The following is a 22,443-nucleotide window of genomic DNA, read 5'->3' as shown; positions in this document are numbered from 1 at the left end:
CTCAGGCGCGATAAAACGGCTTATCCCCCAGAATGGTCGCACGGTGCATAATGCGCCGCTGCGGCAGGTAATCCGCATTGGCGTAATGCTGCGTCACGCGGTTATCCCAGATGGCGATATCGTTGGCCTGCCAGCGCCAGCGCACCTGAAACTCCGGCTTGGTGATATGTGCAAACAGGAAGCCTAGCAGGGCATCGCTCTCTTTCGCTGCCAGCCCCACAATTCGCGTAGTAAATCCTTCATTGACGAACAGCGCCTGCTTGCCGGTCACCGGATGGGTGCGGATCACCGGGTGCAACAACGGCGGATTCTTCTGCACGGCCAACTGCCAGCGCTGATGCTCTTCCTCACTACCGCGATGTTTATATTCGGGGAATGACTTGGTGAAGTCATGTTCCGCCTGCAACCCGGCCAGCAGCCGTTTGAAGGGGTCGGACAACGCCTCATAAGCGGCAATCCCGCTGGCCCACAGCGTATCGCCACCGGTCGTCGGCAGTTGCTTGGCGGCTAAAATCGCCCCCTGCGGCGGGTTTTCAATAAAGGTCACGTCGGTATGCCAGTTATCGTTATCCGGCGGATTATCGTCATGGGTATCCAGCACGATGATCTCCTCCACATCGGGAGCATGCGGATACACCGGGTGAATATGCAGATCGCCAAAGCGTCCTGCCAGCTCGCGCTGCTGTAACGGCGTGATCGGCTGATCGCGCAGGAACAGCACCTGATGCTTGAGCAAGGCGTGATAAAGCTGCTCAAACTGGCCATCGCCCAGTGGCCGCGCCAGATTGACGTTCTCCACCAGCGCGCCGATAAAAGGCCCCAACGGGGTAATTGCTAAACGTTCGTTCATTGCTGAACTCCATGCCAAGGGGTCAACCGGCGCTGCAGGGCACGTAGCCCCAGCTCCAGACCAAATGCGATTATCGCAATCACGCTGATACCGGCGATCACCACGTCGGTCGCCAAAAACTCACCGGCGGACTGCACCATAAATCCCAGACCGCGCGTAGCGGCAATCAGTTCGGCGGCCACCAGCGTAGACCAACCGACACCCAGCCCAATGCGGATGCCGGTCAGGATTTCCGGCAGTGCGCTTGGCAACACCACAAAGCGCAACAGCTGCCAGCGGTTGGCGCCCAAAGCCTGTGCGGCACGAATGCGCACCTGCGCCACACTGCGTACACCCGCTACGGTCGAAAGCGTTACCGGAGCAAAAATCGCCAGATAGATCAGCAGGATTTTCGAGGTTTCACCAATGCCAAACCAGATCACCATCAACGGCAGGTAGGCCAACGGCGGCACCGGGCGATAAATTTCAATCAGCGGATCGAGCAAGCCACGTACCGTCTCACTCAACCCCATCGCAATACCTACCGGGACACCAATCACTACCGCGGCCAGCAATGCCACCAGAATGCGGCCCAAACTGGCGGCCAGGTGCTGCCATAACGTAGCGTCCATAAAGCCTTGCGGGCTGGAAATCACGAGTAGCTGATGCAATACCTGCTGCGGTGCAGGCAAGAACAGCGGGCTGATCAGGTTTAATGCGGTTACCGCCCACCAGATCGCCAACAAGGTCAGTAAGGTTGCAGCGCTCAGCTTAAGACTACGCGGCAACGTAAAGCGAGACTGCCGCACTGCGGAGGGCACTGCGGCTTTCAGAACGGAATGCAGGCTCATAGCAAGGCCTCGCGCTGTTGGAATACCCGGCCCAACACGTATTCACGCTGAGCGATAAACTCAGGATCGGATTTGATCGAGCGGCAAGGCTCGCCGGCGGCATAACGCTGGCCAAAGTTCAGCGATAACCGCTCTACCACCTGCCCTGGCCCTGGGGAAAGCAGTAATAGCTCACTGGCCAGGAACACCGCTTCTTCAATGTCATGGGTGATCAGCAACACCTGCTTGCCGGTATCGCGCCAGATGTTTAACAGCAGTTCCTGCATCTGCTCGCGAGTAAACGCGTCCAGTGCGCCAAAAGGCTCATCCAGCAGCAACAACCGAGGGTCAGCAGCCAAGGCGCGAGCAATGCCCACCCGTTGACGCATCCCGCCAGAAAGCTGCCAGATAAAATGTTGCTCATAGCCGGTCAGCCCAACGCGTTGCAACATCTGCTGCGCGACCTTGCGGCGTTGCGCCTTCGCCACCCCAGCCAGCTGCAAGCCAAACTCCACGTTATCCACCACGTTGCGCCACGGCAGCAAACCTTCGTGCTGGAACACCACGCCCCGTTCGGCGCCCGGGCCTTTAACGGGGACGTCATCCAGCGTAATGCGGCCTGCCGTTGGCTCAATAAATCCGGCGATCAGATTCAGCAGCGTGGTTTTGCCGCAGCCCGAAGGCCCCAGCACCACCACCAATTGCCCGCTGGCGATCTGGAACGACACGTCGCGCAGCGCCGCACGCCCCTGATACTCAGCCGATAGATGGTTAACGTTTAGCATTGCGGCCCCCTTACGACTGCGGCGCAGCCTGCACCTGTTTGACAAAGCGGTCGGTCACATAGGCGCTGTAGTCATTGTCTACCTGCGGGATCTTGCCTTGTTGCTTAAGGAACTCGGCGGTATCGCGAATGGCTTTATCCACCGGCTGGCCTAATTGGGTGATCTGATCGGCGACCGGCAGATAACGGTTACCCTTCACCAGTTCCGGCACCTGCTCCGGCGGCACTCCACTCAGACGAGCCAGGGTGCTGAGATTGCTTGAGTCTTTCAGCCACTGCTCCGGCTGCGCCAGATAGGCTTTCTGCGCTTTCAGGGCGCTGGCGGCAAACGCGGTGACCACGTCTGGATGCTTCTCGGCAAAGTCTTTACGCACGACCCATACGTCCAGCGTTGGTGAACCCCACTGGCCAACCTGCTCGGAGTCGGTCAACACCTTGCCTTGCTTGGCTAGCTCATTGACCACCGGTGCCCAGACGTATGCCCCGTCGATATCCCCACGCTGCCAGGCCGCCGCAATGGCTGGCGGTTGCAGGTTGAGGATTTGTACCTGTTCAGGTTTGATGCCCCAGTGTTTCAGGGAGGCCAGCAGGCTGTAGTGAGTGGTGGAAATAAACGGCACGGCAATGCGCTTACCGATCAGATCCTGCGGAGACTTGATATCCTTTTTCACCACCAGCGCTTCGGAACTGCCGAGCTGCGAGGCAATCAGGAATACTTCGATAGGGAGCTTCTGACTGGCCGCCACGGCCAGCGGGCTGGAGCCGATATTACCAATCTGCACGTCGCCAGAGGCCAACGCACGTAGCACGCTGGAACCGCTGTCAAACTTGCGCCAGTCCACGGTCGCGCCAGATTGTTTGGCAAAGCTGTTTTCCGCCTGCGCCACCTTGGCCGGTTCGGCGGAGGTCTGGTACGCCACGGTAACGTCCACTGCCTGGGCACTGGCCGCACCGAGCGCTAAAGCCAACAAGACTGCACTGCGTAAAGAGAAAAGTTTGCTCGCCATGATCCGCTCCGTTGATAAAATTCTGTGCTGTGAGCTACAGTTTTATCTGAGCGGTGCTCGGCAATAAAAGAATAAAAAAATCTTCTTTATTACTTATGGCGATATAAACGCCACCCACTCGCCCCCTGCGGCACTGCTGCGCTGGGCGGCATCAATAAACGCCATCCCTTGCACGCCGGTTTCAATCCCCGGTAACAGCGGTGCCGCCGCAGGGCCATCACGTAAACAGCGGGCCGCTTCACGGTAAATCTGACCGAACCCTTCCAGATAACCTTCCGGATGCCCCGCAGGCACGCGGGCCAGCAGGCGATTTTCTACGTGCTGAAATGCCGAGGCGCGGGTAATGCAATAAGCAGGTGCGTCGAAGGGCCGTATCCAAAGCTGGTTGGGGTTTTCCTGGCAGAACTCCAGGCTGCCCTCACTGCCGTAGACCCGTAGTTTCAGGCCATTCTCATGCCCACAGGCCACCTGACTGGCCCAGAGGCGACCTTTGGCCCCATTGGCATAACGCATCTGCACCCGTACGTCGTCGTCCAGCCTGCGCCCCGCGATAAATGACGACAGCTCAGCGCTGATCGCCTCAGGCAACATGCCGCAGACAAACTCTGCCAGTTGCCAGGCGTGAGTGCCCACATCACCGATGCAGCCTGCACCGGCCTTTTCCGGCTGGGCACGCCAACCCGCCTGCTTGTTGTCGGTCAGTTCCAGGGGTTTTGCCAACCATTGCTGCAAATACTCCACCTCGACGAAGCGAACCTCGCCCAACTCCCCCGCCAACACCCGGCTGCGCGCCTCACGCACCAACGGGTAAGCGCTGTAGTTATGGGTCAGGATCAGTTGTCTGCCGCTTTGGCGCACGGTCTCGGCCAACTGCAACGCTTCCGTATAAGAATTGCATAGCGGCTTATCGCAGATCACATCAATCCCGGCGTTGAGAAAGGCGCTGGCTACCGGAGCATGCAAATAATTCGGGGTCACGATCGCGACAACATCAATTCCATCTTCACGCGCCGCTTCAGCCAGTGCCATCTGGTTGAAATCGGCGTAACAACGCTCCGGCTGCAAATGCAGTAACGCCCCGGTGCGTAGGCAGTTTTGCCGATCGGAAGAAAACGCGCCGGCGACCAGTTCGAACTCATCATCCATCCGCGCCGCCAGCCGATGCACGGCACCGATAAACGCGCCTTCACCGCCGCCCACCATTCCCAGCTTCAATCTCATAATGCGTCCTCCACGCCCAACATCGCTCTCACCTGCGCCCGGTCGGTAGCCACGACGGCAAAATCATCAAAGGCCCGGTCCGCCACCGGAATAATATGGCGGGCGATAAACGCCGCCCCTTCACGTGCCCCAGCCTCCGGTGACTTGATACAGCATTCCCATTCCAACGTGGCGACGCCGGGGAAACCGTACTGCGTCAGCTTGCTGAAAATAGCCGGGAAGTCGATTTGCCCATCCCCCAGTGAACGAAAACGCCCCGGCCTTTCTGGCCACGGCTGGTATCCGCCATACACTCCGCTGCGCGCGCTGGGACGATACTCCGCATCCTTGACGTGAAACGCGCGGATACGTTGGTGATAGCAATCGATAAAGCCCAGATAATCCATCTGCTGCAAATGCAGATGGCTGGGATCGTAGAGAATATGGCAGCGGGGATGATTGCCGACCTTGCCCAGGAAGCGCTCAAAGGTCACGCCGTCATGTAGGTCCTCTCCCGGATGCAGTTCATAGCACAGATCTACGCCAGCCCGATCAAAGGCGTCCAGGATCGGCAGCCAGCGCAGAGCCAACTGTTCGAAAGCCTCTTCCAGCAGTAACGCATTATGCGGTGGCCACGGGTAGAAGTAGGGCCACGCCAACGCCCCGGAGAAAGTCGCATGCGCCGTTAGCCCCAAGTGCTGCGAAGCCTGTGCCGCCAACAACAATTGTTCCGTTGCCCAGGCTTGCCGCAGCTGAGGTTTGCCCCGGACTTCTGGCGGAGCAAACCCATCGAAGGCTAGATCGTAGGCCGGATGGACGGCGACCAACTGCCCTTGCAGATGCGTCGACAGCTCGCTGAGGGTAATACCGTGCCGCCCAAGCCGGGCGATAATCTCATCGCAATAATCCTGACTGCGTGCTGCCAGTGCCAGATCGAAGATAGCCGGTGCCAGCGTGGGGATCTGTACGCTGGTGAAGCCCAGCCCGGCGGCCCACTCCGCCAGATCATCCAAAGTATTAAACGGGGCCTGCTCGGCGATAAACTGCGCTAAAAATAGTCCCGGCCCCTGCATCGTCTTCATTCGTCTCTCCCTAATACCACTGTGCGTTGGCTGCGCACCGCTTCGTCCGCCGCCAAAACCACCCGCAAGCTGTTCAACGCATCCTGAAGATGCTGATGGAGGTCCAACTCTTCACGGATGGCCTGTAAAAAGTAACGCTGCTCACTCAGGCACAGCGCTAAATGGTCCGGTTCATCCTGGCAATCGATCCAGCGATCTGGCCGCCTAAAGCGGTTCTCATCGTCCAGATCGGCGTAATGCACGCGCAATGATTCGGTTTTGGTATGCCCTCCGACATCGTCGGAAGCCCTTTCCTGATGGCGGGCTACGATCGAAACCGCCCCGCGTGGCCCGATGACGTCTTTCACAAAGTAGGCCGTTTCACTGATCATCGGCCCCCAGCCCGCTTCATACCAACCGACCGACCCATCGGCAAAGCGCACCTGTAGCTGGCCGTAGTTATACATGCCCTGGGGCAAGTCGTCGGTCAGCCGGGCGCCGATAGCGCTGACGCTGATCGGTTCGGCCTGGGCCATCTGGCACATCACATCCAGATAATGTACGCCGCAATCGACGATGGGTGACAATGACTGCATCAGGTTGCGATGCACATTCCACATCTGCCCATGGCTTTGCTGGTTGAGGTTCATCCGCATCACCAAGGGTTTACCCAGGCCCCGAGCCAGTTCGACAAACTGCTGCCAGGAAGGGTGATGGCGCAGAATATAGCCCACCACTACCTGCCGCTGTGCCTGCCTGGCTGCGGCGATCACCCGTACGGCCCCGGCGACCGTGGTAGCGAGCGGTTTCTCGATAAACAGGTGACATCCCGCAGCCAAAGCCGCCAAGGCGTATGCTTCATGGGTATCTGGATAGGTGGTCAGGCAAACGGCATCTGGCCGGGTTTGCGCCAGCGCCAGCTCAAAATCACTGAAGGTGGGATAACCGCCGCCCAAGCGTTGATTAAGCACCTCACGCGACTCCCCCCGTGCTACCAGCCCACAAATTTCTACCCCTTCCATAGCGTGGTAAGCCTCGGCATGGGACGCCCCCATATTGCCGCAGCCCACCACCAGCACGCGTAAATCAGCCATCGCGTTTCTCCCCTGCTGGCGTATCCCGGTAGTTGAAGGTGAAGAAGAACAGCGCGGCGATCGCTAATGCACCGAACGCCGGGTACCACCAGAAGTGCTGCCATTGCGGCAACGCCGCAGCCCCTTCCCCTGTCACCATCTGGTTAAACAGTGCACCGCTGATTTGTGAGCCGATCAGCATCCCTATGCCGTAGGTGAACAGCACCAGCAGGCTTTGTGCCTGACCCTTCACCTTGTCACCCGCCACCTTATCGGTATAGATAAAGCCGATGACGAAGAAGAAGTCATAACACATGCCATGCAAGATGATGCCGAGGTAGATCATCCAGCGCATTTCTTCGGTAATGCCCAGCGCGAACATCACGTAACGCAAGAACCAGGAAAGCATGCCGATCATCAGCATGTACTTGATACCCAGACGGGCAAACAGGAACGGGATCAACAGCATGAAGAACAGCTCGGACATCTGCCCCAACGACATCACGCCACCTACGTTGGTGAAACCGGCTGCGGCAACGAACGGCGCGGCATAGGCGTAATAAGCCGCCAGCGGGATCGAGATCAGCATTGCGCAGATGATAAACACCAGGAAATGCCGCTGTTTGAGCATCGCGAAGGCGTCGGCACACAGTAGATCGCGCATTTTTACTGGCTTGCCGCGTTCCGGAGCCGGGGTATGAGGCAGCGTAAAACTGTAAATAGCCAATACCAACGAGGCCACCGCCGCCAGGGTGAAGATATCGGTACTGTCCGACATGCCGCTACTGCCGACGATCAGGCCGGCGACAATCCAGCCAAAGGTGCCGAACGCCCGCACGACGGGGAAGGCTTTCTCGCTATTGCTCAGGCTGTAAAATGCCACGTTGTTGCTCAGGGCAATGGTGGGCATGTAGCACAGCATATAGCCAAAGATGATCCACAACAGCCCGCTGCCCTGCCCCTCGGCAAAAAAGCCGGGCATCATCCACAGCAGACCGGCCCCAACCAGGTGCAGCACGGCCAACACCTTCTGCGAGGCAAAGAAGCGGTCGACTACCATCCCCAACACAAATGGCGACAGGATCGAAGCGATTGGCCCGGTGGAATAGGCATCGCCAATGATTGCGCTCAGCCCGTACTTACCCATCACCACCCCGAGCGTGACATACCAGGCTCCCCAGACAAAAAATTGCAGGAACATCATCAGTGCCAGCCGCGGCACCACCCATTTAAACGTGGTGCTTTTGGCCCCCAGGGCCAGGCTATCTGTTTGCATAACTCCCCCATCGGTGTTGGTGGTTGGATACAGCAACGACGCCGGTGCTAACCGCTTTCCGGCAAAAAGGACGGCATCACTACGCCGCCGGGTGGTTGCGCCTGGCCTTTCACCTGCGCGATATGTAATTCACAAATTCGGCCCCCCCACCGCAGCACAGCCTGGCTAAGCGCGGAGCATGGTGTCGGCACCAAGACCACTGGTGTGGCACCTCGATGATGGTGATCCAACATCCAGCCGAGCAGTTCGAGGGCGATCTCCTCGCCATGGCAGCAGCCCGGCCCCAACATGCGGGAAGCCGGGTGTGCCACCGAGGCCAGATAACCGCCGATGCGACCGTCCAACTCCCAGACGGCCACCCGCCACAGTCCGCTGGTGTCATTGAGGAAATAAGCGATATCGCGTTGGCGTTCGATGCCCAGCAACTCGCGTTCCAGTTGTAGGATGGCGGGCAGATCGTCGAGCCGGGCGGCCCGCACCTGGCCGCGCGTCAGCCGTGGCAATTCCAATCCCTGGCTCGGCACCGGGATCGCCATATCCTGATAGAGGGCATACGGGGTAAATCCCCCGCGCTGGTAGAGCGAATAGGAATCCAGATTCAGCGCGCTGGACAGCAATCGAACCGGTAAATCGCCAGCCAGTTCGTCGGCCTTGGCCAACAGACGGCGGGCAATCCCCCGGCCAAAATAATCGGGATGCACATTCATGATGCCCAGCCCCAGATGGGTTTCACGCGGGTGGAAAAAGCAGGAACCGCAGATCGCCCCTTGTTCATCACGCGCAATCCAGTGGTGGCCGGCATCCAACTGCTGGTAAACATCGACAAACAGGCCACAGCTTTCCGCTCCGGCGGAGAAGATGTCCCCCATTCCGTGCTGCCGATACCAGGCATTGGTTGAGCCATGGATCAGGGCGGCAATCTCGCTGCGATCCTGCGCCTGGGCTACCTGAAGTTGTATTTCCATCTGCCACCTCCAATCACATCACTACTTGAGGATTTCCGTGAAAAAGCAAAATGAAATCGATTACATTTCAGCAATGAATAAAATGTAATCGATTTCTTTTTTTCAGCAACCGGATTAAGGTAGATAAAAGCAGGCAGAAGATGAATTTGTAATCGGCGTCACAAATTGTCCGCCGGGATCAAATTGATGCCAAATTGGTTATGATGCTAAATGTGCCGGGGTTAAACATGTTCAACCTACGCTAATCTATTGATTGTCTGGGTTGATACAATATGCGGTGAAACGGGCACAGCATGCAGCGCCCCACGGCGAGGCAAACGAGCAGAAGGAAAAGCAAACCATGTCGATAGCAAAGGTGGCAAAGATCGCTGGCGTCTCAGCGGCCACCGTCTCACGGGTATTAAATGACCAACAGATCGTCAAACCGGCCACTCGCGATAAAGTCCTGGCGGCGATCCGCGCCTGTGACTATCAACCCAACCTGCTGGCCCGCCAGTTGCGTACTGCCCGCAGCGGGATGTTGCTGGTGCTGGTATCCAATATCACCAACCCCTTCTGCTCCATGGTGGTACGCGGTATTGAAGAAGAAGCCGAACGCCACGGCTACCATATTCTGTTGTGCAATTCGGAATCTAACCCGACCCGCGAATCCGCCTATCTCAGCCTGTTAAGTGGCAAAGTGGTTGATGGGGTGATCACCATGGATGCCATCAGTTGCTTACCAGGGCTGACCGCCATGATCGGTGATTTCCCCTGGGTGCAATGCGGCGAGGGGGATACCGAATTCCGCGCCTCTTCCGTTACCATCGATAACCATCAGGCCGCCATGGCTGGGGTGCATCATCTGGCCGCCAAGGGCCGCCAACGCATCGCGTTGATTAACGGCGACATGCGTTATCTGTACTCACAACAACGTGAACAGGGCTACCGGCAGGCGCTGGCCGATTTAGGGTTGGTGTATTGCCAGGTGGAATACGTCGAAGGGCTGGACTATGCCGCTGGCGCACAGGCCATGAGCAATTTGTTGGCAGCAGGGACACGGCCAGATGCGGTATTTGCCATTTCGGACGTGATCGCCGGCGGCGCGATGAGCACCTTGCACCAGCAAGGGCTGCGCATTCCAGAAGATATCGCGGTAATGGGGTTTGACGGCGTGCCGTTTGGCAGCATCACCACGCCGCCACTGACCACCATCGTACAACCGATGCATCAGTTCGGCACCCGCAGCGTGCAACTGCTGCTGGAGAAAATTCAGGGCCAGCAGTTGCCCCCCTGCCACGACGTGCTGGATTGGCAACTGCTGGAACGGAGCTCAACCTGAAAGCGTGCCGCGCAGGAAGATACGTGCGTAGCCGCCCAGCAACGTGCGTTCCCCTTGCAGCTCGCAGAACAACTCACCACCGCGTGCTGACAGCTGTTTGGCATGTAACGCCTGACGGCCAAGACGTGCCGTCCAGTAAGGCATCATTATGCAGTGAGTTGAGCCGGTTACCGGATCTTCGCTGCGATCCAGTGAGAAGTAGCGCGAGACAAAATCCACTTCATCACCCGGTGCCGTGACGATCACGCCGTAGCCGAGGTGGTCGATCAGCTCGGCAATCGCCGGCTGTACCGCCCTGACCTGTGCCTCATCCGCCAATACCACCATCAGCGACTGGGCCTGCCACACTTCCAGCGGTTGCACCCCAAGCAAAGCGGCCAACTGCGCCGGCTCAGCGACTTTCTGCGCCGGACGGGAAGGGAAATCCAGGATCAGCCGTTCACCATCGGCCGCATCGCGTTTGACGTACAGTTCACCGCTGGCGGAACGAAAACGGATATCGCTCAGGGCCGGATTCACCACGTTTAACAGCACATGCGCCGCAGCCAAGGTAGCATGCCCGCAGAGATCCACTTCGCGCGTAGGCGTGAACCAGCGGATCGCATACATATCGCCATCCGGCCAGACAAAGCTGGTTTCCGGCAGGTTCAGCTCGTTGGCAATGGCCTGCATCTGCGCCGTCTCCAACGGCAGTTTCAGCAGATACACTCCCGCCGGATTGCCCCGTAGCCCTTCACCAATGAAGGCATCAACGTGAAAATAGTTCTCGGCCATTAGCGTTCCCTTAATGCCAAATCAGTAATACACAGGCTGCGGTTAACAGCCCCATTGATACGTTAAAGATAATCCAGGCCCGCTTGCTGCGCAGCAAGCGGCCAATCACCGTACCAAAACCCAGCCAGATGATCCCGGCCACAATATTGACGGCAAAAATACCGAAGGCGATTGCCAGAATGGAGTGGTTGTATTTATCCCCCGCCAGGCTAAAACTCGCCACGGCCCCCAGCGCCATCAGCCAGGCCTTGGGGTTGAGGAACTGCAACAGCCAGCCTTGATGCAGGCGTACCGGCTTCGGCGGCGCTGCGTCGGTTTCCAGCTTTTCATAAGCGGCCGTCGCCACTTTCCACGCCAGCCACAGCAGATAGAGGCTACCAAGGATTTTCAGGATCAGGTGCAAGGAAGGATAAATCAGGATCAACCCGCCAACGCCAAACGCCACCAGCACCAAAATACTCTGCATACCCAGCATGATGCCAATCATCAACCACAACGAGCGCATAAAGCCAAAATTGGCACCGGAAGTGGTGAGCAACATATTGTTGGGGCCAGGGGTGATCGCGGCCACCCACAGGAAGCCTAGCATTGAAAGAAATAAACTCAGTTCCATGAAGCGGGTGCTCCTCACCCAAATGACTTTTTTGCAGTATGATTGCTAATACATGAGTTTGAAGCTAACAGTGCGGTTCCGATCACACAATAGCCACCAACAAGAATTTTATTCACTATGTATGAATCTTTTCGCCCCCTGACCGGGGCCAGCAATCCGCACCTGCAAACCTTGCTGCCTCGGCTGGTACGCCGCCGCGTGCTACTGCAACCGCATTGGCAGCGGCTGGAGTTGCCCGACGGCGATTTTGTCGATCTGGCCTGGAGTGAAGATCCGCAACTGGCGCGCGATAAACCCCGCGTAGTGCTGTTTCATGGGTTAGAGGGCAATTTCTACAGCCCTTATGCACATGGGTTGCTCAATGCCTGGCGCGAGCAAGGCTGGTTAGGCGTAGTGATGCATTTCCGGGGTTGCAGCGGCGTGCCCAATCGCAAGCAGCGCATCTATCACTCCGGCGAAACGGAAGATGCCCGCTTTTTCCTGCGTTGGCTGCGTGACAGCTTTGGCGAGGTGCCAACGGCAGCGGTGGGCATTTCCCTTGGCGGCAACATGTTGGCCTATTATCTGGCCCAGCAGGGCAATGATAGCCTGCTACAGGCGGCGGTGGTCGTTTCCGCCCCGCTAATGTTAGAGCCTTGCTCGCTGCGCATGGAGCAAGGATTCTCACGCGTTTATCAACGTTATCTGCTGGGCCAACTCAAGCAAAATGCCACTCGTAAATTGCTGTATTACCCTGGCTCGTTACCGCTGGATCTGTTGCAATTGAGCAAGCTGCGCCGTATCCGTGAGTTTGATGATGTGATCACCTCGCGCATTCACGGCTTCAGCGATGCAGTCGATTATTATCGCCGTTGCAGTGCCCTGCCGCTGTTGCCGCAGATCACGACGCCGTTGCTGATCATTCACGCCAAAGACGATCCGTTTATGACCGACGCGGTGATCCCCGATCTCAGCAGCCTGCCGTCAAATATCGAATACCAGCTGACGGAGTGCGGTGGCCACGTCGGCTTTGTCGGCGGCACCTTGAAAAAACCACAAATGTGGCTGGAGCAACGTATCCCAGCCTGGCTTTCTCCTTTTTTGGAACCCACCAAGTGATTATTCCCTGGCAAGACATTGAACAAGAGACCCTCAACAGCCTGATCGAATCCTTTGTGTTACGCGAAGGCACCGACTACGGCGAGCACGAACGTTCGCTGGAACAGAAGGTCGACGACGTGCGCCGCCAGTTGAAAAGCGGTGAGGTGGTGCTGGTGTGGTCAGAGTTACATGAAACCGTCAACATCATGCCACGCGGGCAGATCCGCGCCGGGCAGGAAGAAATTTAGCGTTATTTCGCGCTATGACTGAGGGAAAAAATCAGGTAACAATGCAGTATTGCAAACCAACGCGCACAATTTCGCCTTGGGCGAAAGGGCATCAGTCACACTAAAAATCACATTCTGAGTCTGCGCATTTAATACGGAGTGACCCTCGATCATGTCTGCCAAACATCCCGTTATCGCGGTGACCGGTTCCAGCGGAGCCGGCACCACCACCACCAGCCTGGCATTCCGCAAGATTTTTCAGCAGTTGAACCTGCGATCGGCCCAGTTGGAAGGCGACAGCTTCCACCGTTACACCCGGCCGGAAATGGATGCGGCAATCCGTAAGGCTCGCGATATGGGCCGCCATATCAGCTACTTCGGCCCGGAGGCCAACGATTTTGGCCTGCTGGAGCAAAGCTTTATCGAATACGGTAAAAATGGCACCGGCCGCTCGCGTAAATATCTGCATACTTACGACGAGGCAGTGCCTTACAACCAGGTACCTGGCACGTTCACGCCTTGGGAACCATTGCCCGCCCCCACCGACGTGCTGTTCTACGAAGGGCTGCACGGTGGCGTCGTGGCCGACCAGATCGATGTGGCCAAACATGTCGATCTGCTGGTTGGCGTGGTGCCGATCGTCAACCTGGAGTGGATCCAGAAACTGGTTCGCGATACCGGCGAGCGTGGCCATTCCCGCGAGGCGGTGATGGACTCGGTGGTGCGTTCGATGGAGGACTATATCAGCTACATCACGCCACAGTTCTCACGCACCCATATCAACTTCCAGCGCGTCCCAACGGTGGACACTTCCAATCCGTTTGCCGCCAAGGCGATCCCCTCGCTGGACGAAAGCCTGGTGGTGATCCACTTCCGTGGTCTGGATCAGATCGATTTCCCCTATTTGCTGGCGATGCTGCAAGGATCGTTTATCTCGCATATCAATACGCTGGTAGTGCCGGGCGGCAAGATGGGGCTGGCGATGGAGTTGATCATGGCACCTCTGGTGCAGCGGCTGATGGAAGGCAAGAAGATCGAGTAAAGCAATTGGGCGCGGCAATCAACCGCGCCCCGGTATGGGTTAGCGCATCAACAGGTGGCGGATAAAACCAACATGCAGTTTCACCCCGATCTGCATTGCCGCCTCATCCAGTTTAAAGCGGGGGTTGTGCACGCCATAGGTGGCACCGATCGCCTCGTTACCGCTGCCGATAAACAGGAAGCACCCCGGCACCTTCTCCTGATAGGAAGAGAAATCCTCGCTGCCAAACATCGCGCTAGTTAACTCCCGCAGTGCCTGTGGCCCCACGGCCTCGGCCACGACCTCGCGCGCAATGGCGCAGGCATCGGGATGGTTATTGCCAATGGTATAGCCACGCGTCCAGTCAACCTTGTAGCTGGCCCCGTGCGCCTGACTGATGCCGGCGACGGTTTGCTCCACCAGCAGGGGCACCCGCTCGCGGACTTCCTGATTATGAGTGCGCAGTGTTCCTGCTAACCGCGCGCTGTCCGGGATGACGTTATAGCTGTCGCCCGCCTGGAAAGTTGCCACCGTCAGTACCGGGGCATTTAACGGATCCAGCTTACGCGCGACCACCTGCTGCAATGCACTGACGATCTCTGCACCAATCGGTACGGGATCGATGCACAAATGCGGCATCGAGCCGTGCCCACCCTTGCCTTGCAACACGATATCGAAGTTATCGCTGGAGCCGCTGAACACCCCTTGCTTCATCCCTACCTCGCCGGTAGGAAAGTTGGGCATGACATGCAGGCCAAAGATCATCTTCACGCCATTCAGAACATCCAGATCGACCAACTGCTGGGCACCGCCCGGTGGCACTTCTTCGGCATGCTGGAAGATAAAACGTACGGAGCCCTGCAACTGCGCCTGAAGCTGGCACAACACGCTGGCCGCGCCTAACAGCATCGCACTGTGGGCATCATGACCGCAGGCATGCATCACCCCTGGCCGGGTCGAACAGAACGGCTCGTCGCTTTCTTCCTGGATCGGCAAGGCGTCGATATCAGCGCGCAATGCGTAGCACGGCCCTGGCGCTGCCCCCTGCAAATCGGCGACAACGCTATTTGGCGTAGGGCGGGAAATCGTTAATGGGCCAAGGTTAGCCAGTTGTGCAGCAATGTAATCTGCCGTCTGCGCTTCTTGAAATGACAACTCTGGATTGGCATGCAGATGGCGGCGCCACTCTAAGACCTGCTGTTCCACACCGGCGATCAGTTGTTCAATGTTCATTTTCCTACTCCTTAATTCAGTGCCGGTTGGCGTGCTTTAGCCGCCAATGGCAGGATCACCAGCCCGGAAACCACCATAGCCAGTGCCAAAAAGATAAACGTCGTCATATAGTCGTGACTGATAGTGATCAGATACCCCATGGCGATAGGGGCCACAAAGCCGCCCAAGGTGCCGCCGGTGTTAATCAACCCCATCGCTGCCCCCATCACTTCTGTAGGCAGGCGCTTCATCGGCAGGGTAAACACCGTGACGAACGACGCCATCAGGAAGATGTAGCCGAGGAACAGGAACAGGCTGGCCGCCAGCGCCGATTCGCTGGTAAATACCAACCAGATGCACAGTGCGCTCAGCAAGGAGCTGAAAAAGATCACCAGCGGCTCACGCCCTTGCAGGTAGCGCCCCACCAGCCAGCCGGTACCGAGTGAGGAGATCCAGATACCTAGCCCGCCTGCGGCGACCACCATGCTGGAAACGTCAATCGGCATCCCCCGCTGCTGCACCAGGAACTTCGGCAGCCAGGCCATCAGGCCGTACGACGGGATGTTGATGCAAAAGATCGCCACAAACAGCAGCAGCACGATTGGATTCTTCAGCAGAGCCTTATAGTTCGCCGCTGCTGCCCCGGCTTTAGCGGGCGCCGCCTGTGGCGGATTGGGTACCAGCCACAGGATGCAGGCGGCAATGGCGAAGGCCAACAGGCCAAGCGCAGAGAACGAACCGCGCCAGCCGATGTGATCCAGGCAGTAAACCGTGACCAACGGCCCGACGGTCATCGCCAACCCGGCGGAAGACAGCAGAATTGACTGTGCGAAGGTGCGTTGTTCCAGAGGGAAATTCGCCACCACGGCCTTGGCGCAGGAACACGGATAGCCGGAGTGACCAATACCGGACAGGAAGCGGAACGTCACCAGCAGGCCCAGGCCGAACCCCAGAATGCCGAAGCACAGGGCAAATCCCCCCAGCAGCAGTAACGAACTGCACAAGACTTTCTTGAACCCAAAGCGGTCGTTGAGCCAGCCTGCGGGGATCTGGAACAGAGAGTACGCCAGGAAAAACATCCCGGTAATGTAACCCAGTTGTTCAGGCTGTAGATTGAACTCGCGTTCGATCGGCAACAGTGCAAAACCCATTACGGTTTTATCGATGTACACCACGACATAACCCACAAACAGCAAAAAAATCATTAGTGAACGATTTTTCATCGCCGATATTCCTTTAAGTTATCACCCAGGTTGCCTACCCACCTGGCAGGCGTAATTGAATAATGTGATCCAGGTCACTTTATAGTTTTAATAACAGTCACTTATAACAACATGCTGAAATTATCGCCTTTTGCCGGGCGGCATAAGATACAATTTTGTAAGGGGTGATACTTTTTACTGATAGGGGTAGGGATGCGCTATTTACCGAAGTTACAACAGCTGAAGGTCTTCCAGCAGGTGATCCGCAGCGGCAGTATTCGTGGGGCCGCACGCGCTCTGGAGCAGTCTCAGCCAGCGGTGAGCCGCACCATCCGCGAACTGGAGCAGATCCTGGAAACCCAGTTGATCATTCGCAGCAGCCAGGGGATGACGCTCACCGAAACCGGCCGTACCTTCGCCCTGCGCATGCAGTTGATCCTGGAAGAGTTGCAACGTGCCGCCGACGAGATCCAGCAGTTGAATCAACATTCGCAAGGCAACGTCGCCATCGGCTGCTCTTCGTTACTGGCACTGACGGTCTTACCCGAACTGGTCGAAGCCTTTAAACAGCCGTTTCCGCAGGCCAACCTGCTGATCCGCGAAGCGCAGCTTTCTACCCTGCTGCCAGCCTTACGCGAAGGCCGCCTGGATTTTGCCGTGGGAACCGTCAGCCCGGAGCTGCCGCTGGAGGATTTGGTGCGTGAGCCGCTGTTCAGCGCCTCTTTTTGCATTATCGCGCGTCAGGGACATCCCTTGGCGCAGGCAACCTCATTGGACGAGTTGCGTGAGGCCAAGTGGCTGTTACCGGAAACCGATATGGGTTATTACCAGCAACTGCGCGCGGTGTTAGGCACCTTCTATCAGCAATTGAGCCGTTCGCCCATTCGCTCGGATTCGGTGACCTGCGGGTTGAATATGGTTCTGGAGGCGGATTATCTGACTATTGTGGCACGAGCGATGAGTGCTCCATTCCATTTACAGCATCGGCTGGTGACCTTGCCTATCGATACGCTGCCGCAGGCGCAATATTGCGTGCTGTATTCACAAAAATCGCCGCTAACCGTGACGGCGCGGCGATTTCTTGATTTGTTGCGCGCCCACTGCCTGCGCTACCCTTGGTAGGATCAGGCGACTTCGCGGATTTCAAAGCTGTGGGTGACGCTGGCGGCCTTGCTCAGCATCAGGGAAACGGAACAGTATTTCTCGGCAGAAAGGTCGACCGCGCGTTCCACGATCTTATCGGTAAGCCCTTTACCGGTGACGATAAAATGCAGGTTGATATGGGTAAACAGACGTGGCGCTTCTTCACGACGCTCCGAGGTTAACTTCACCTCGCAATCACGCACATCGTTACGCCCTTTTTGCAGGATCGACACCACATCGATGGCACTACAGCCGCCGACGGACATCAACACCATTTCCATCGGGCTTGGCGCTTTATCGCCCGCATTGCCATCCATCAACACCTGATGGCCGGACGCAGACTCACCCAGGAAAGTCAGCCCTTCTACCCACTTAACTCTTGCCTGCATTTTACATACTCCGGTTAATTTCTTAAAAACAGGGTACGCTTTCGCATACATTCTGGCAACGGAACCTGACGCTAATCATGCTGAAGCGAGACAACACAAGACACCCGCCTCACTCTGTGCTACAAACAGAGCCGCAATAACTCTTTCCAGGTCACCGATTTCAGGGATACGTCCAAGGAAAGGCCCCTATATTGGTATGTTAACAGAATGTAGCTTGCAGCACTCCCCGCAAGTTAATATGCTAGAGCACAAGCGTATTTCTATAACACGCCTCAAAACCTGTTGATAGCCACAATTAAAACACCAGGCTATAAGCACGTTTTACAGGGAACTCTGACCCCTGTGATACAAGGCAGCGATAACAACAGAGGATAATAGCGAATGGTTCTCGGCAAACCGCAAACAGACCCGACTCTCGAATGGTTCCTGTCTCATTGCCATATCCACAAATATCCATCGAAGAGTACGCTGATTCACCAAGGTGAAAAAGCCGAAACGCTTTACTACATCGTTAAAGGCTCCGTCGCGGTGCTGATTAAAGATGAAGAAGGCAAAGAGATGATCCTGTCCTACCTTAACCAGGGGGATTTCATCGGCGAGCTTGGATTATTTGAAGAAGGCCAGGAGCGTAGCGCCTGGGTTCGGGCCAAAACTGCCTGTGAAGTGGCTGAAATTTCCTACAAGAAATTCCGCCAGTTGATCCAGGTTAATCCGGATATCCTGATGCGCCTGTCCGCACAGATGGCCAACCGCCTGCAAGTCACCTCAGAGAAAGTGGGTAACCTCGCCTTCCTTGACGTTACCGGCCGCATTGCACAGACCTTGCTGAACCTGGCAAAACAGCCTGATGCCATGACTCACCCTGACGGCATGCAGATCAAAATCACCCGCCAGGAAATTGGCCAAATCGTCGGTTGCTCACGTGAAACCGTCGGTCGTATTTTGAAAATGCTCGAAGATCAGAATTTGATCTCCGCGCACGGCAAAACCATTGTCGTGTACGGTACGCGTTAATCCCCTAAGAAACGGCGCAGCCATGCGCCGTTTCTTTACCAACTGAACAGCCAACAACCATGTGGCGCCGCCTGATCTACCACCCGGAAGTCAACTACGCACTGCGGCAGACGCTGGTGTTGTGCCTGCCGGTGGCGTTTGGCCTGCTGATTGGCAACCTGCAACTCGGTATGCTGTTCTCGTTGGTCCCTGCCTGCTGCAACATCGCCGGGCTGGATACGCCACACAAACGCTTTTTCAAACGCCTGGTCGTGGGCGGTTCCTTATTTGCCCTCAGCAGCCTGCTGCTGCAACAAGCCCTGCTGTGGGATCTGCCGCTACCCTTGCTGATGCTGGGTATGGCGCTGCTGCTTGGCGTTAGCGGTGAGATCAGCCCGCTACATGCGCGCCTGCTGCCAGCCGCTCTGGTGGCCGCCATCTTTTCCCTCAGCATGGTAGGCACCGTACCCATTTGGCATGCCCCGTTGCTGTATATCGTCGGCACGGCCTGGTACGGGCTATTTACCTGGTTCTGGTTCAAGCTGTGGAAAGAGCAGCCGATGCGCGAATCCCTGAGCCAACTGTATCTGCAGTTAGCCGACTATTTTGAAGCCAAATATACCTTGCTGACCCAGCATACCGATCCCGAAACCGCCCTGCCGCCGCTGTTGCAACGCCAACAAAAAGTGATGGATCTGATCAGCCTGCTATACCAACAGCTGAATTTCCTGCCCCATGCCGATAATCTGGAGCAAAAGCGCCTGCAGCGCATATTTCAGGTGGCGCTCGACCTACAAGAACACATCACCGTCAGCCTGCATTTACCGGAAGAAGTGCAGAAGCTGGTGGAGCAAAGCCAGGCCGAAGCGATTATCCGCCGTAACGCTCAGGTGATCGCCACGCGACTGCGGGTGGTGGCCGACGATATTCTCTATCACCGGCACTCTGCGCGTTTCAGCATGAAGAATGAGCTGGCGGCGCTGGAAAAAGTTGCCTCCCAGCATGCCGATAACCCGGTCGGGCAATTCTGTTATTACCACTTCAGCCGCATCGCACGCCTGCTGCGTACCCAGCACCCGCTGTACCGCCGCAACCTGATGGCTAATCAGTCTCGGCTGCCGTTCTGGCCTGCGGTGGTCAGCTATCTGTCGTTCAAATCCAACGCCCTGCGCAACGCCGCCAGATTGGGCGTCATTTTGGCGGCAGGCAGCAGCCTGGGGATGCTGTTCAATCTGCCGAAGCCCTATTGGATCCTGCTGACCATCATGCTGGTCAGCCAGAACGGCTATAACGCTACGCGGGTGCGGATCCAGCACCGTGCCCTTGGCACCCTGGCGGGATTGGTGATTGCCGCCGGGCTGTTGCAACTACAGATGCCAGAGAACGTGACGCTGAGCATCATGTTGGCGATTACCCTGGCGGCCTATCTGATCCTGCGCAAAAACTACGGGCTGGCGGTGATGGGCTTTACCGTGACGGCCGTCTACACCTTGCAACTTCTGGCGCTGAATGGCACCCACTTCCTGGTCCCACGCCTGATCGATACCCTAATTGGCTGCGTACTGGTGTTTGGCGGCACGATCTGGCTATGGCCACAGTGGCAGAGCGGTCTGCTACGTAAAAACGCCCATCAGGCGCTGGAGAACGATCAGACGGCCTTGCGCTTATTGCTGGAAGAGCAGGAACCGGACCCCAGTGAACTGGCCTACGCACGTATGCAGGTCAATCAGGCGCATAACGCCCTGTTTACCTCATTTAATCAGGCGATGCAGGAACCGGGGTTTGAATCGAATTATCTGGCGGATATGCGGCTGTGGATCACCCACAACCAGTTTGTGGTTGAACACCTGAACGCGATGACTATTCTGGCCCGCGAGCACTATATGTTGACGCCGAAGCTGGCTCAGGAGTATCTGCAAACCTGTGAAATCGCCTTGCAGAGCTGTCAGCAGCGGTTGGAATATGACGGCCCGAGTACCAGCAACAGCATCATGCAGCCACCGGATCTGCACCCGGATATGCCGGTCACCGAGATGGAGCGCCACCTGCGGCGTATTCTTTCCCATCTGGCAGTGATGCATACCATCTCTTCACTGGCCTGGCGCCAGCGCCCGCATCACGGCATCTGGCTCAAGCGCAAACTGCGGGATAGCTGAAGCTTGGCAGGGCCGCAGCCCCGCCAGCTTGATTAGCCGTTAATCACGTCCTGTACGGCCAGCTCGAACAACGCCATCCCCTCTTCGATATCTTTCAACTCCACCACCAGTGAAGGGGCAAAGCGGATCACGTTCGGCCCGGCGTTGAGGATCATCAAACCGCGCGCGGCGGCGGCAGTAAGGAAATCGCGCGCTTTGCCGTGATAACCAGCCTTGAGCTCCGCACCAATCAGCAGCCCCATGCCGCGAATATCGCTGAAAACATCGTATTTCTGAGCGATTGCCTGCAAAGCCTGAACAAACAGCCCGCGGCGCTGCTCAATACCGCTTAGCACCTCCGGCGTATTGATCACGTCCAACGCCGCCTCTGCCACCGCACAGGCCAGTGGGTTGCCGCCGTAAGTGGTGCCGTGAGTGCCGACCTGCATCACCGAAGCGATCTCTTCGGTAGTCAGCATGGCACTCACCGGGAAACCGCCGCCCAACGCTTTGGCAGTGGTGAGGATGTCTGGCGTAATGCCGTAATGCATATAGGCAAACAGCTTGCCGCTGCGGCCCATGCCGCTTTGTACTTCATCAAACACCAGCAGCGCCTGATGTTGATCACAGAGCTCACGTACGCCCTTGAGGAAAACAGGATCGGCGGCGGTAATGCCCCCTTCACCCTGAATAGGTTCCATCACCACCGCACAGGTGTGATCGTCCATTACTGCTTTCACTGCGGCCAGGTCGTTGAAGGGGACGTGTACGATGTCAGCCGGTTTCGGCCCAAAACCGTCGGAGTATTTTGGCTGCCCGCCCACGGAGACGGTGAACAACGTGCGACCATGGAAGGCGTTATTAAACGCGATGATCTTGGTTTTATACGGGCTATGACGGGTGATGGCGTAATGACGAGCCAGCTTGAAAGCCGCTTCGTTGGCCTCCGCACCCGAGTTGGCGAAAAACACCCGGTCGGCGAAGGTGGCGTCGATCAGTTTGCTGGCCAAACGCAGCGCGGGCTCATTGGTGAACACGTTGCTGGTATGCCATAAGGTTTCACCTTGCTGCTTTAACGCCTCGACCAGGGCCGGATGGCAGTGCCCTAACGCAGTCACCGCGATGCCACCAGAGAAGTCGATATATTCTTTCCCTTGCTGATCCCATACGCGGCTCCCCTTGCCCTTCACCGGCACAAACTGAGCGGGTGCATAAACAGGCAGGATAACCTGATCAAAAGTGCTGCGGGTGACTGCGGTTTTTTCGGTCATTAGTGGCTCCAGACGGCTAGCTATCAAGTGAAAATAT

At 57.1% G+C, this 22,443-nt stretch carries 22 protein-coding genes; 7 read left to right on the top strand and 15 right to left on the bottom strand.

What is annotated here, in order from left to right:
• Window position 1 precedes the first annotated feature (1 nt).
• The 9 genes from tauD to ACRDCA_RS04510 all read right to left on the bottom strand — a co-directional run bounded on the left by tauD (window position 2) and on the right by ACRDCA_RS04510 (window position 9,025).
• Complete coding sequence (tauD, locus tag ACRDCA_RS04550) at window positions 2-850, bottom strand: taurine dioxygenase (protein ID WP_438688480.1); 849 nt, start codon at window positions 848-850, stop codon at window positions 2-4.
• Entirely contained in the window at window positions 847-1,680 is an 834-nt protein-coding gene (gene tauC / locus ACRDCA_RS04545; RefSeq protein WP_025122345.1) for a taurine ABC transporter permease TauC, read from the bottom strand. Before tauC ends, tauD begins: the two co-directional genes overlap by 4 nt.
• The gene (gene tauB / locus ACRDCA_RS04540) at window positions 1,677-2,444 is read right to left on the bottom strand and encodes a taurine ABC transporter ATP-binding subunit (RefSeq protein WP_438688479.1); all 768 of its coding nucleotides are present in this window, start codon (window positions 2,442-2,444) and stop codon (window positions 1,677-1,679) included. The genes tauC and tauB overlap by 4 nt, the downstream gene beginning before the upstream one ends.
• 10 nt (window positions 2,445-2,454) lie before the next feature.
• A complete protein-coding gene (tauA, locus tag ACRDCA_RS04535) occupies window positions 2,455-3,450 on the bottom strand; it encodes a taurine ABC transporter substrate-binding protein (RefSeq protein ID WP_438688478.1) in 996 nt (331 codons plus the stop codon).
• Between the two features lie 93 nt (window positions 3,451-3,543).
• Window positions 3,544-4,671: a Gfo/Idh/MocA family protein gene (locus ACRDCA_RS04530; RefSeq protein ID WP_438688477.1), complete on the bottom strand. Its 1,128-nt coding sequence runs from the start codon at window positions 4,669-4,671 to the stop codon at window positions 3,544-3,546.
• Window positions 4,668-5,732 carry a sugar phosphate isomerase/epimerase family protein gene (locus ACRDCA_RS04525; RefSeq protein WP_438688476.1) on the bottom strand — a complete coding sequence of 355 codons (1,065 nt, stop codon included), beginning with the start codon at window positions 5,730-5,732 and terminating at the stop codon, window positions 4,668-4,670. Before ACRDCA_RS04525 ends, ACRDCA_RS04530 begins: the two co-directional genes overlap by 4 nt.
• Window positions 5,729-6,805, bottom strand: coding sequence for a Gfo/Idh/MocA family protein (locus ACRDCA_RS04520; RefSeq protein ID WP_438688475.1), 1,077 nt, complete (start codon window positions 6,803-6,805; stop codon window positions 5,729-5,731). Before ACRDCA_RS04520 ends, ACRDCA_RS04525 begins: the two co-directional genes overlap by 4 nt.
• The gene (locus ACRDCA_RS04515) at window positions 6,798-8,060 is read right to left on the bottom strand and encodes an MFS transporter (protein ID WP_438688474.1); all 1,263 of its coding nucleotides are present in this window, start codon (window positions 8,058-8,060) and stop codon (window positions 6,798-6,800) included. The genes ACRDCA_RS04520 and ACRDCA_RS04515 overlap by 8 nt, the downstream gene beginning before the upstream one ends.
• Before the next feature lie 47 nt (window positions 8,061-8,107).
• On the bottom strand, window positions 8,108-9,025 hold the full coding sequence (locus ACRDCA_RS04510; RefSeq protein WP_438688473.1) for a GNAT family N-acetyltransferase: 918 nt from the start codon (window positions 9,023-9,025) through the stop codon (window positions 8,108-8,110).
• 340 nt (window positions 9,026-9,365) lie between these two features.
• Here ACRDCA_RS04510 and ACRDCA_RS04505 point away from each other — a divergent pair, with 340 nt between their 5' ends.
• Window positions 9,366-10,346 carry a LacI family DNA-binding transcriptional regulator gene (locus ACRDCA_RS04505; RefSeq protein ID WP_438688472.1) on the top strand — a complete coding sequence of 327 codons (981 nt, stop codon included), beginning with the start codon at window positions 9,366-9,368 and terminating at the stop codon, window positions 10,344-10,346.
• Here the strand turns inward: ACRDCA_RS04505 and ACRDCA_RS04500 are convergent.
• Both ACRDCA_RS04500 and ACRDCA_RS04495 read right to left on the bottom strand, forming a co-directional pair.
• The gene (locus tag ACRDCA_RS04500) at window positions 10,338-11,120 is read right to left on the bottom strand and encodes a PhzF family phenazine biosynthesis protein (RefSeq protein WP_438688471.1); all 783 of its coding nucleotides are present in this window, start codon (window positions 11,118-11,120) and stop codon (window positions 10,338-10,340) included. The genes ACRDCA_RS04505 and ACRDCA_RS04500 overlap by 9 nt on opposite strands.
• A 10-nt stretch (window positions 11,121-11,130) precedes the next feature.
• Window positions 11,131-11,733 (bottom strand): LysE family translocator, encoded by a 603-nt coding sequence (locus ACRDCA_RS04495; RefSeq protein WP_438688470.1) that lies wholly within the window; start codon window positions 11,731-11,733, stop codon window positions 11,131-11,133.
• A gap of 117 nt (window positions 11,734-11,850) precedes the next feature.
• Here ACRDCA_RS04495 and ACRDCA_RS04490 point away from each other — a divergent pair, with 117 nt between their 5' ends.
• The 3 genes from ACRDCA_RS04490 to ACRDCA_RS04480 all read left to right on the top strand — a co-directional run bounded on the left by ACRDCA_RS04490 (window position 11,851) and on the right by ACRDCA_RS04480 (window position 14,082).
• On the top strand, window positions 11,851-12,831 hold the full coding sequence (locus ACRDCA_RS04490; protein ID WP_438688469.1) for a hydrolase: 981 nt from the start codon (window positions 11,851-11,853) through the stop codon (window positions 12,829-12,831).
• A complete protein-coding gene (locus tag ACRDCA_RS04485) occupies window positions 12,828-13,061 on the top strand; it encodes a YheU family protein (protein WP_024530813.1) in 234 nt (77 codons plus the stop codon). The genes ACRDCA_RS04490 and ACRDCA_RS04485 overlap by 4 nt, the downstream gene beginning before the upstream one ends.
• Window positions 13,062-13,212: 151 nt before the next feature.
• The gene (locus ACRDCA_RS04480) at window positions 13,213-14,082 is read left to right on the top strand and encodes a phosphoribulokinase (RefSeq protein ID WP_438688468.1); all 870 of its coding nucleotides are present in this window, start codon (window positions 13,213-13,215) and stop codon (window positions 14,080-14,082) included.
• A gap of 39 nt (window positions 14,083-14,121) precedes the next feature.
• Here ACRDCA_RS04480 and ACRDCA_RS04475 read toward each other — a convergent pair whose 3' ends face one another.
• Together ACRDCA_RS04475 and ACRDCA_RS04470 are read right to left on the bottom strand one after the other, a co-directional pair.
• Window positions 14,122-15,294, bottom strand: coding sequence for an amidohydrolase (locus ACRDCA_RS04475; RefSeq protein ID WP_438688467.1), 1,173 nt, complete (start codon window positions 15,292-15,294; stop codon window positions 14,122-14,124).
• Window positions 15,295-15,305: 11 nt separating this feature from the next.
• Complete coding sequence (locus ACRDCA_RS04470) at window positions 15,306-16,496, bottom strand: MFS transporter (protein WP_438688466.1); 1,191 nt, start codon at window positions 16,494-16,496, stop codon at window positions 15,306-15,308.
• A gap of 192 nt (window positions 16,497-16,688) precedes the next feature.
• On the opposite strand from ACRDCA_RS04470, the gene ACRDCA_RS04465 reads away from it, so the two are divergent.
• Complete coding sequence (locus ACRDCA_RS04465; RefSeq protein ID WP_438688465.1) at window positions 16,689-17,597, top strand: LysR substrate-binding domain-containing protein; 909 nt, start codon at window positions 16,689-16,691, stop codon at window positions 17,595-17,597.
• A 2-nt stretch (window positions 17,598-17,599) separates the two neighbouring features.
• Here the strand turns inward: ACRDCA_RS04465 and ACRDCA_RS04460 are convergent, their stop codons facing one another.
• On the bottom strand, window positions 17,600-18,007 hold the full coding sequence (locus ACRDCA_RS04460; RefSeq protein WP_025122361.1) for an OsmC family protein: 408 nt from the start codon (window positions 18,005-18,007) through the stop codon (window positions 17,600-17,602).
• A 381-nt stretch (window positions 18,008-18,388) separates the two neighbouring features.
• Here ACRDCA_RS04460 and crp point away from each other — a divergent pair, with 381 nt between their 5' ends.
• Both crp and ACRDCA_RS04450 read left to right on the top strand, forming a co-directional pair.
• Window positions 18,389-19,021, top strand: coding sequence for a cAMP-activated global transcriptional regulator CRP (crp, locus tag ACRDCA_RS04455; protein ID WP_005969523.1), 633 nt, complete (start codon window positions 18,389-18,391; stop codon window positions 19,019-19,021).
• 59 nt (window positions 19,022-19,080) lie between these two features.
• Entirely contained in the window at window positions 19,081-21,156 is a 2,076-nt protein-coding gene (locus ACRDCA_RS04450; protein ID WP_438688464.1) for a YccS/YhfK family putative transporter, read from the top strand.
• Between the two features lie 32 nt (window positions 21,157-21,188).
• On the opposite strand, the gene argD is transcribed toward ACRDCA_RS04450, so the two are convergent.
• On the bottom strand, window positions 21,189-22,406 hold the full coding sequence (gene argD / locus ACRDCA_RS04445; protein WP_438688463.1) for a bifunctional acetylornithine/succinyldiaminopimelate transaminase: 1,218 nt from the start codon (window positions 22,404-22,406) through the stop codon (window positions 21,189-21,191).
• Window positions 22,407-22,443: the final 37 nt, after the last annotated feature.

The organism is Serratia sp. (in: enterobacteria) (assembly GCF_051654945.1).
Lineage (GTDB): Bacteria > Pseudomonadota > Gammaproteobacteria > Enterobacterales > Enterobacteriaceae > Chania.
The sequence above is the reverse complement of the archived record's forward strand: the minus strand, read 5'-3'. Positions and strand labels throughout refer to the sequence as shown.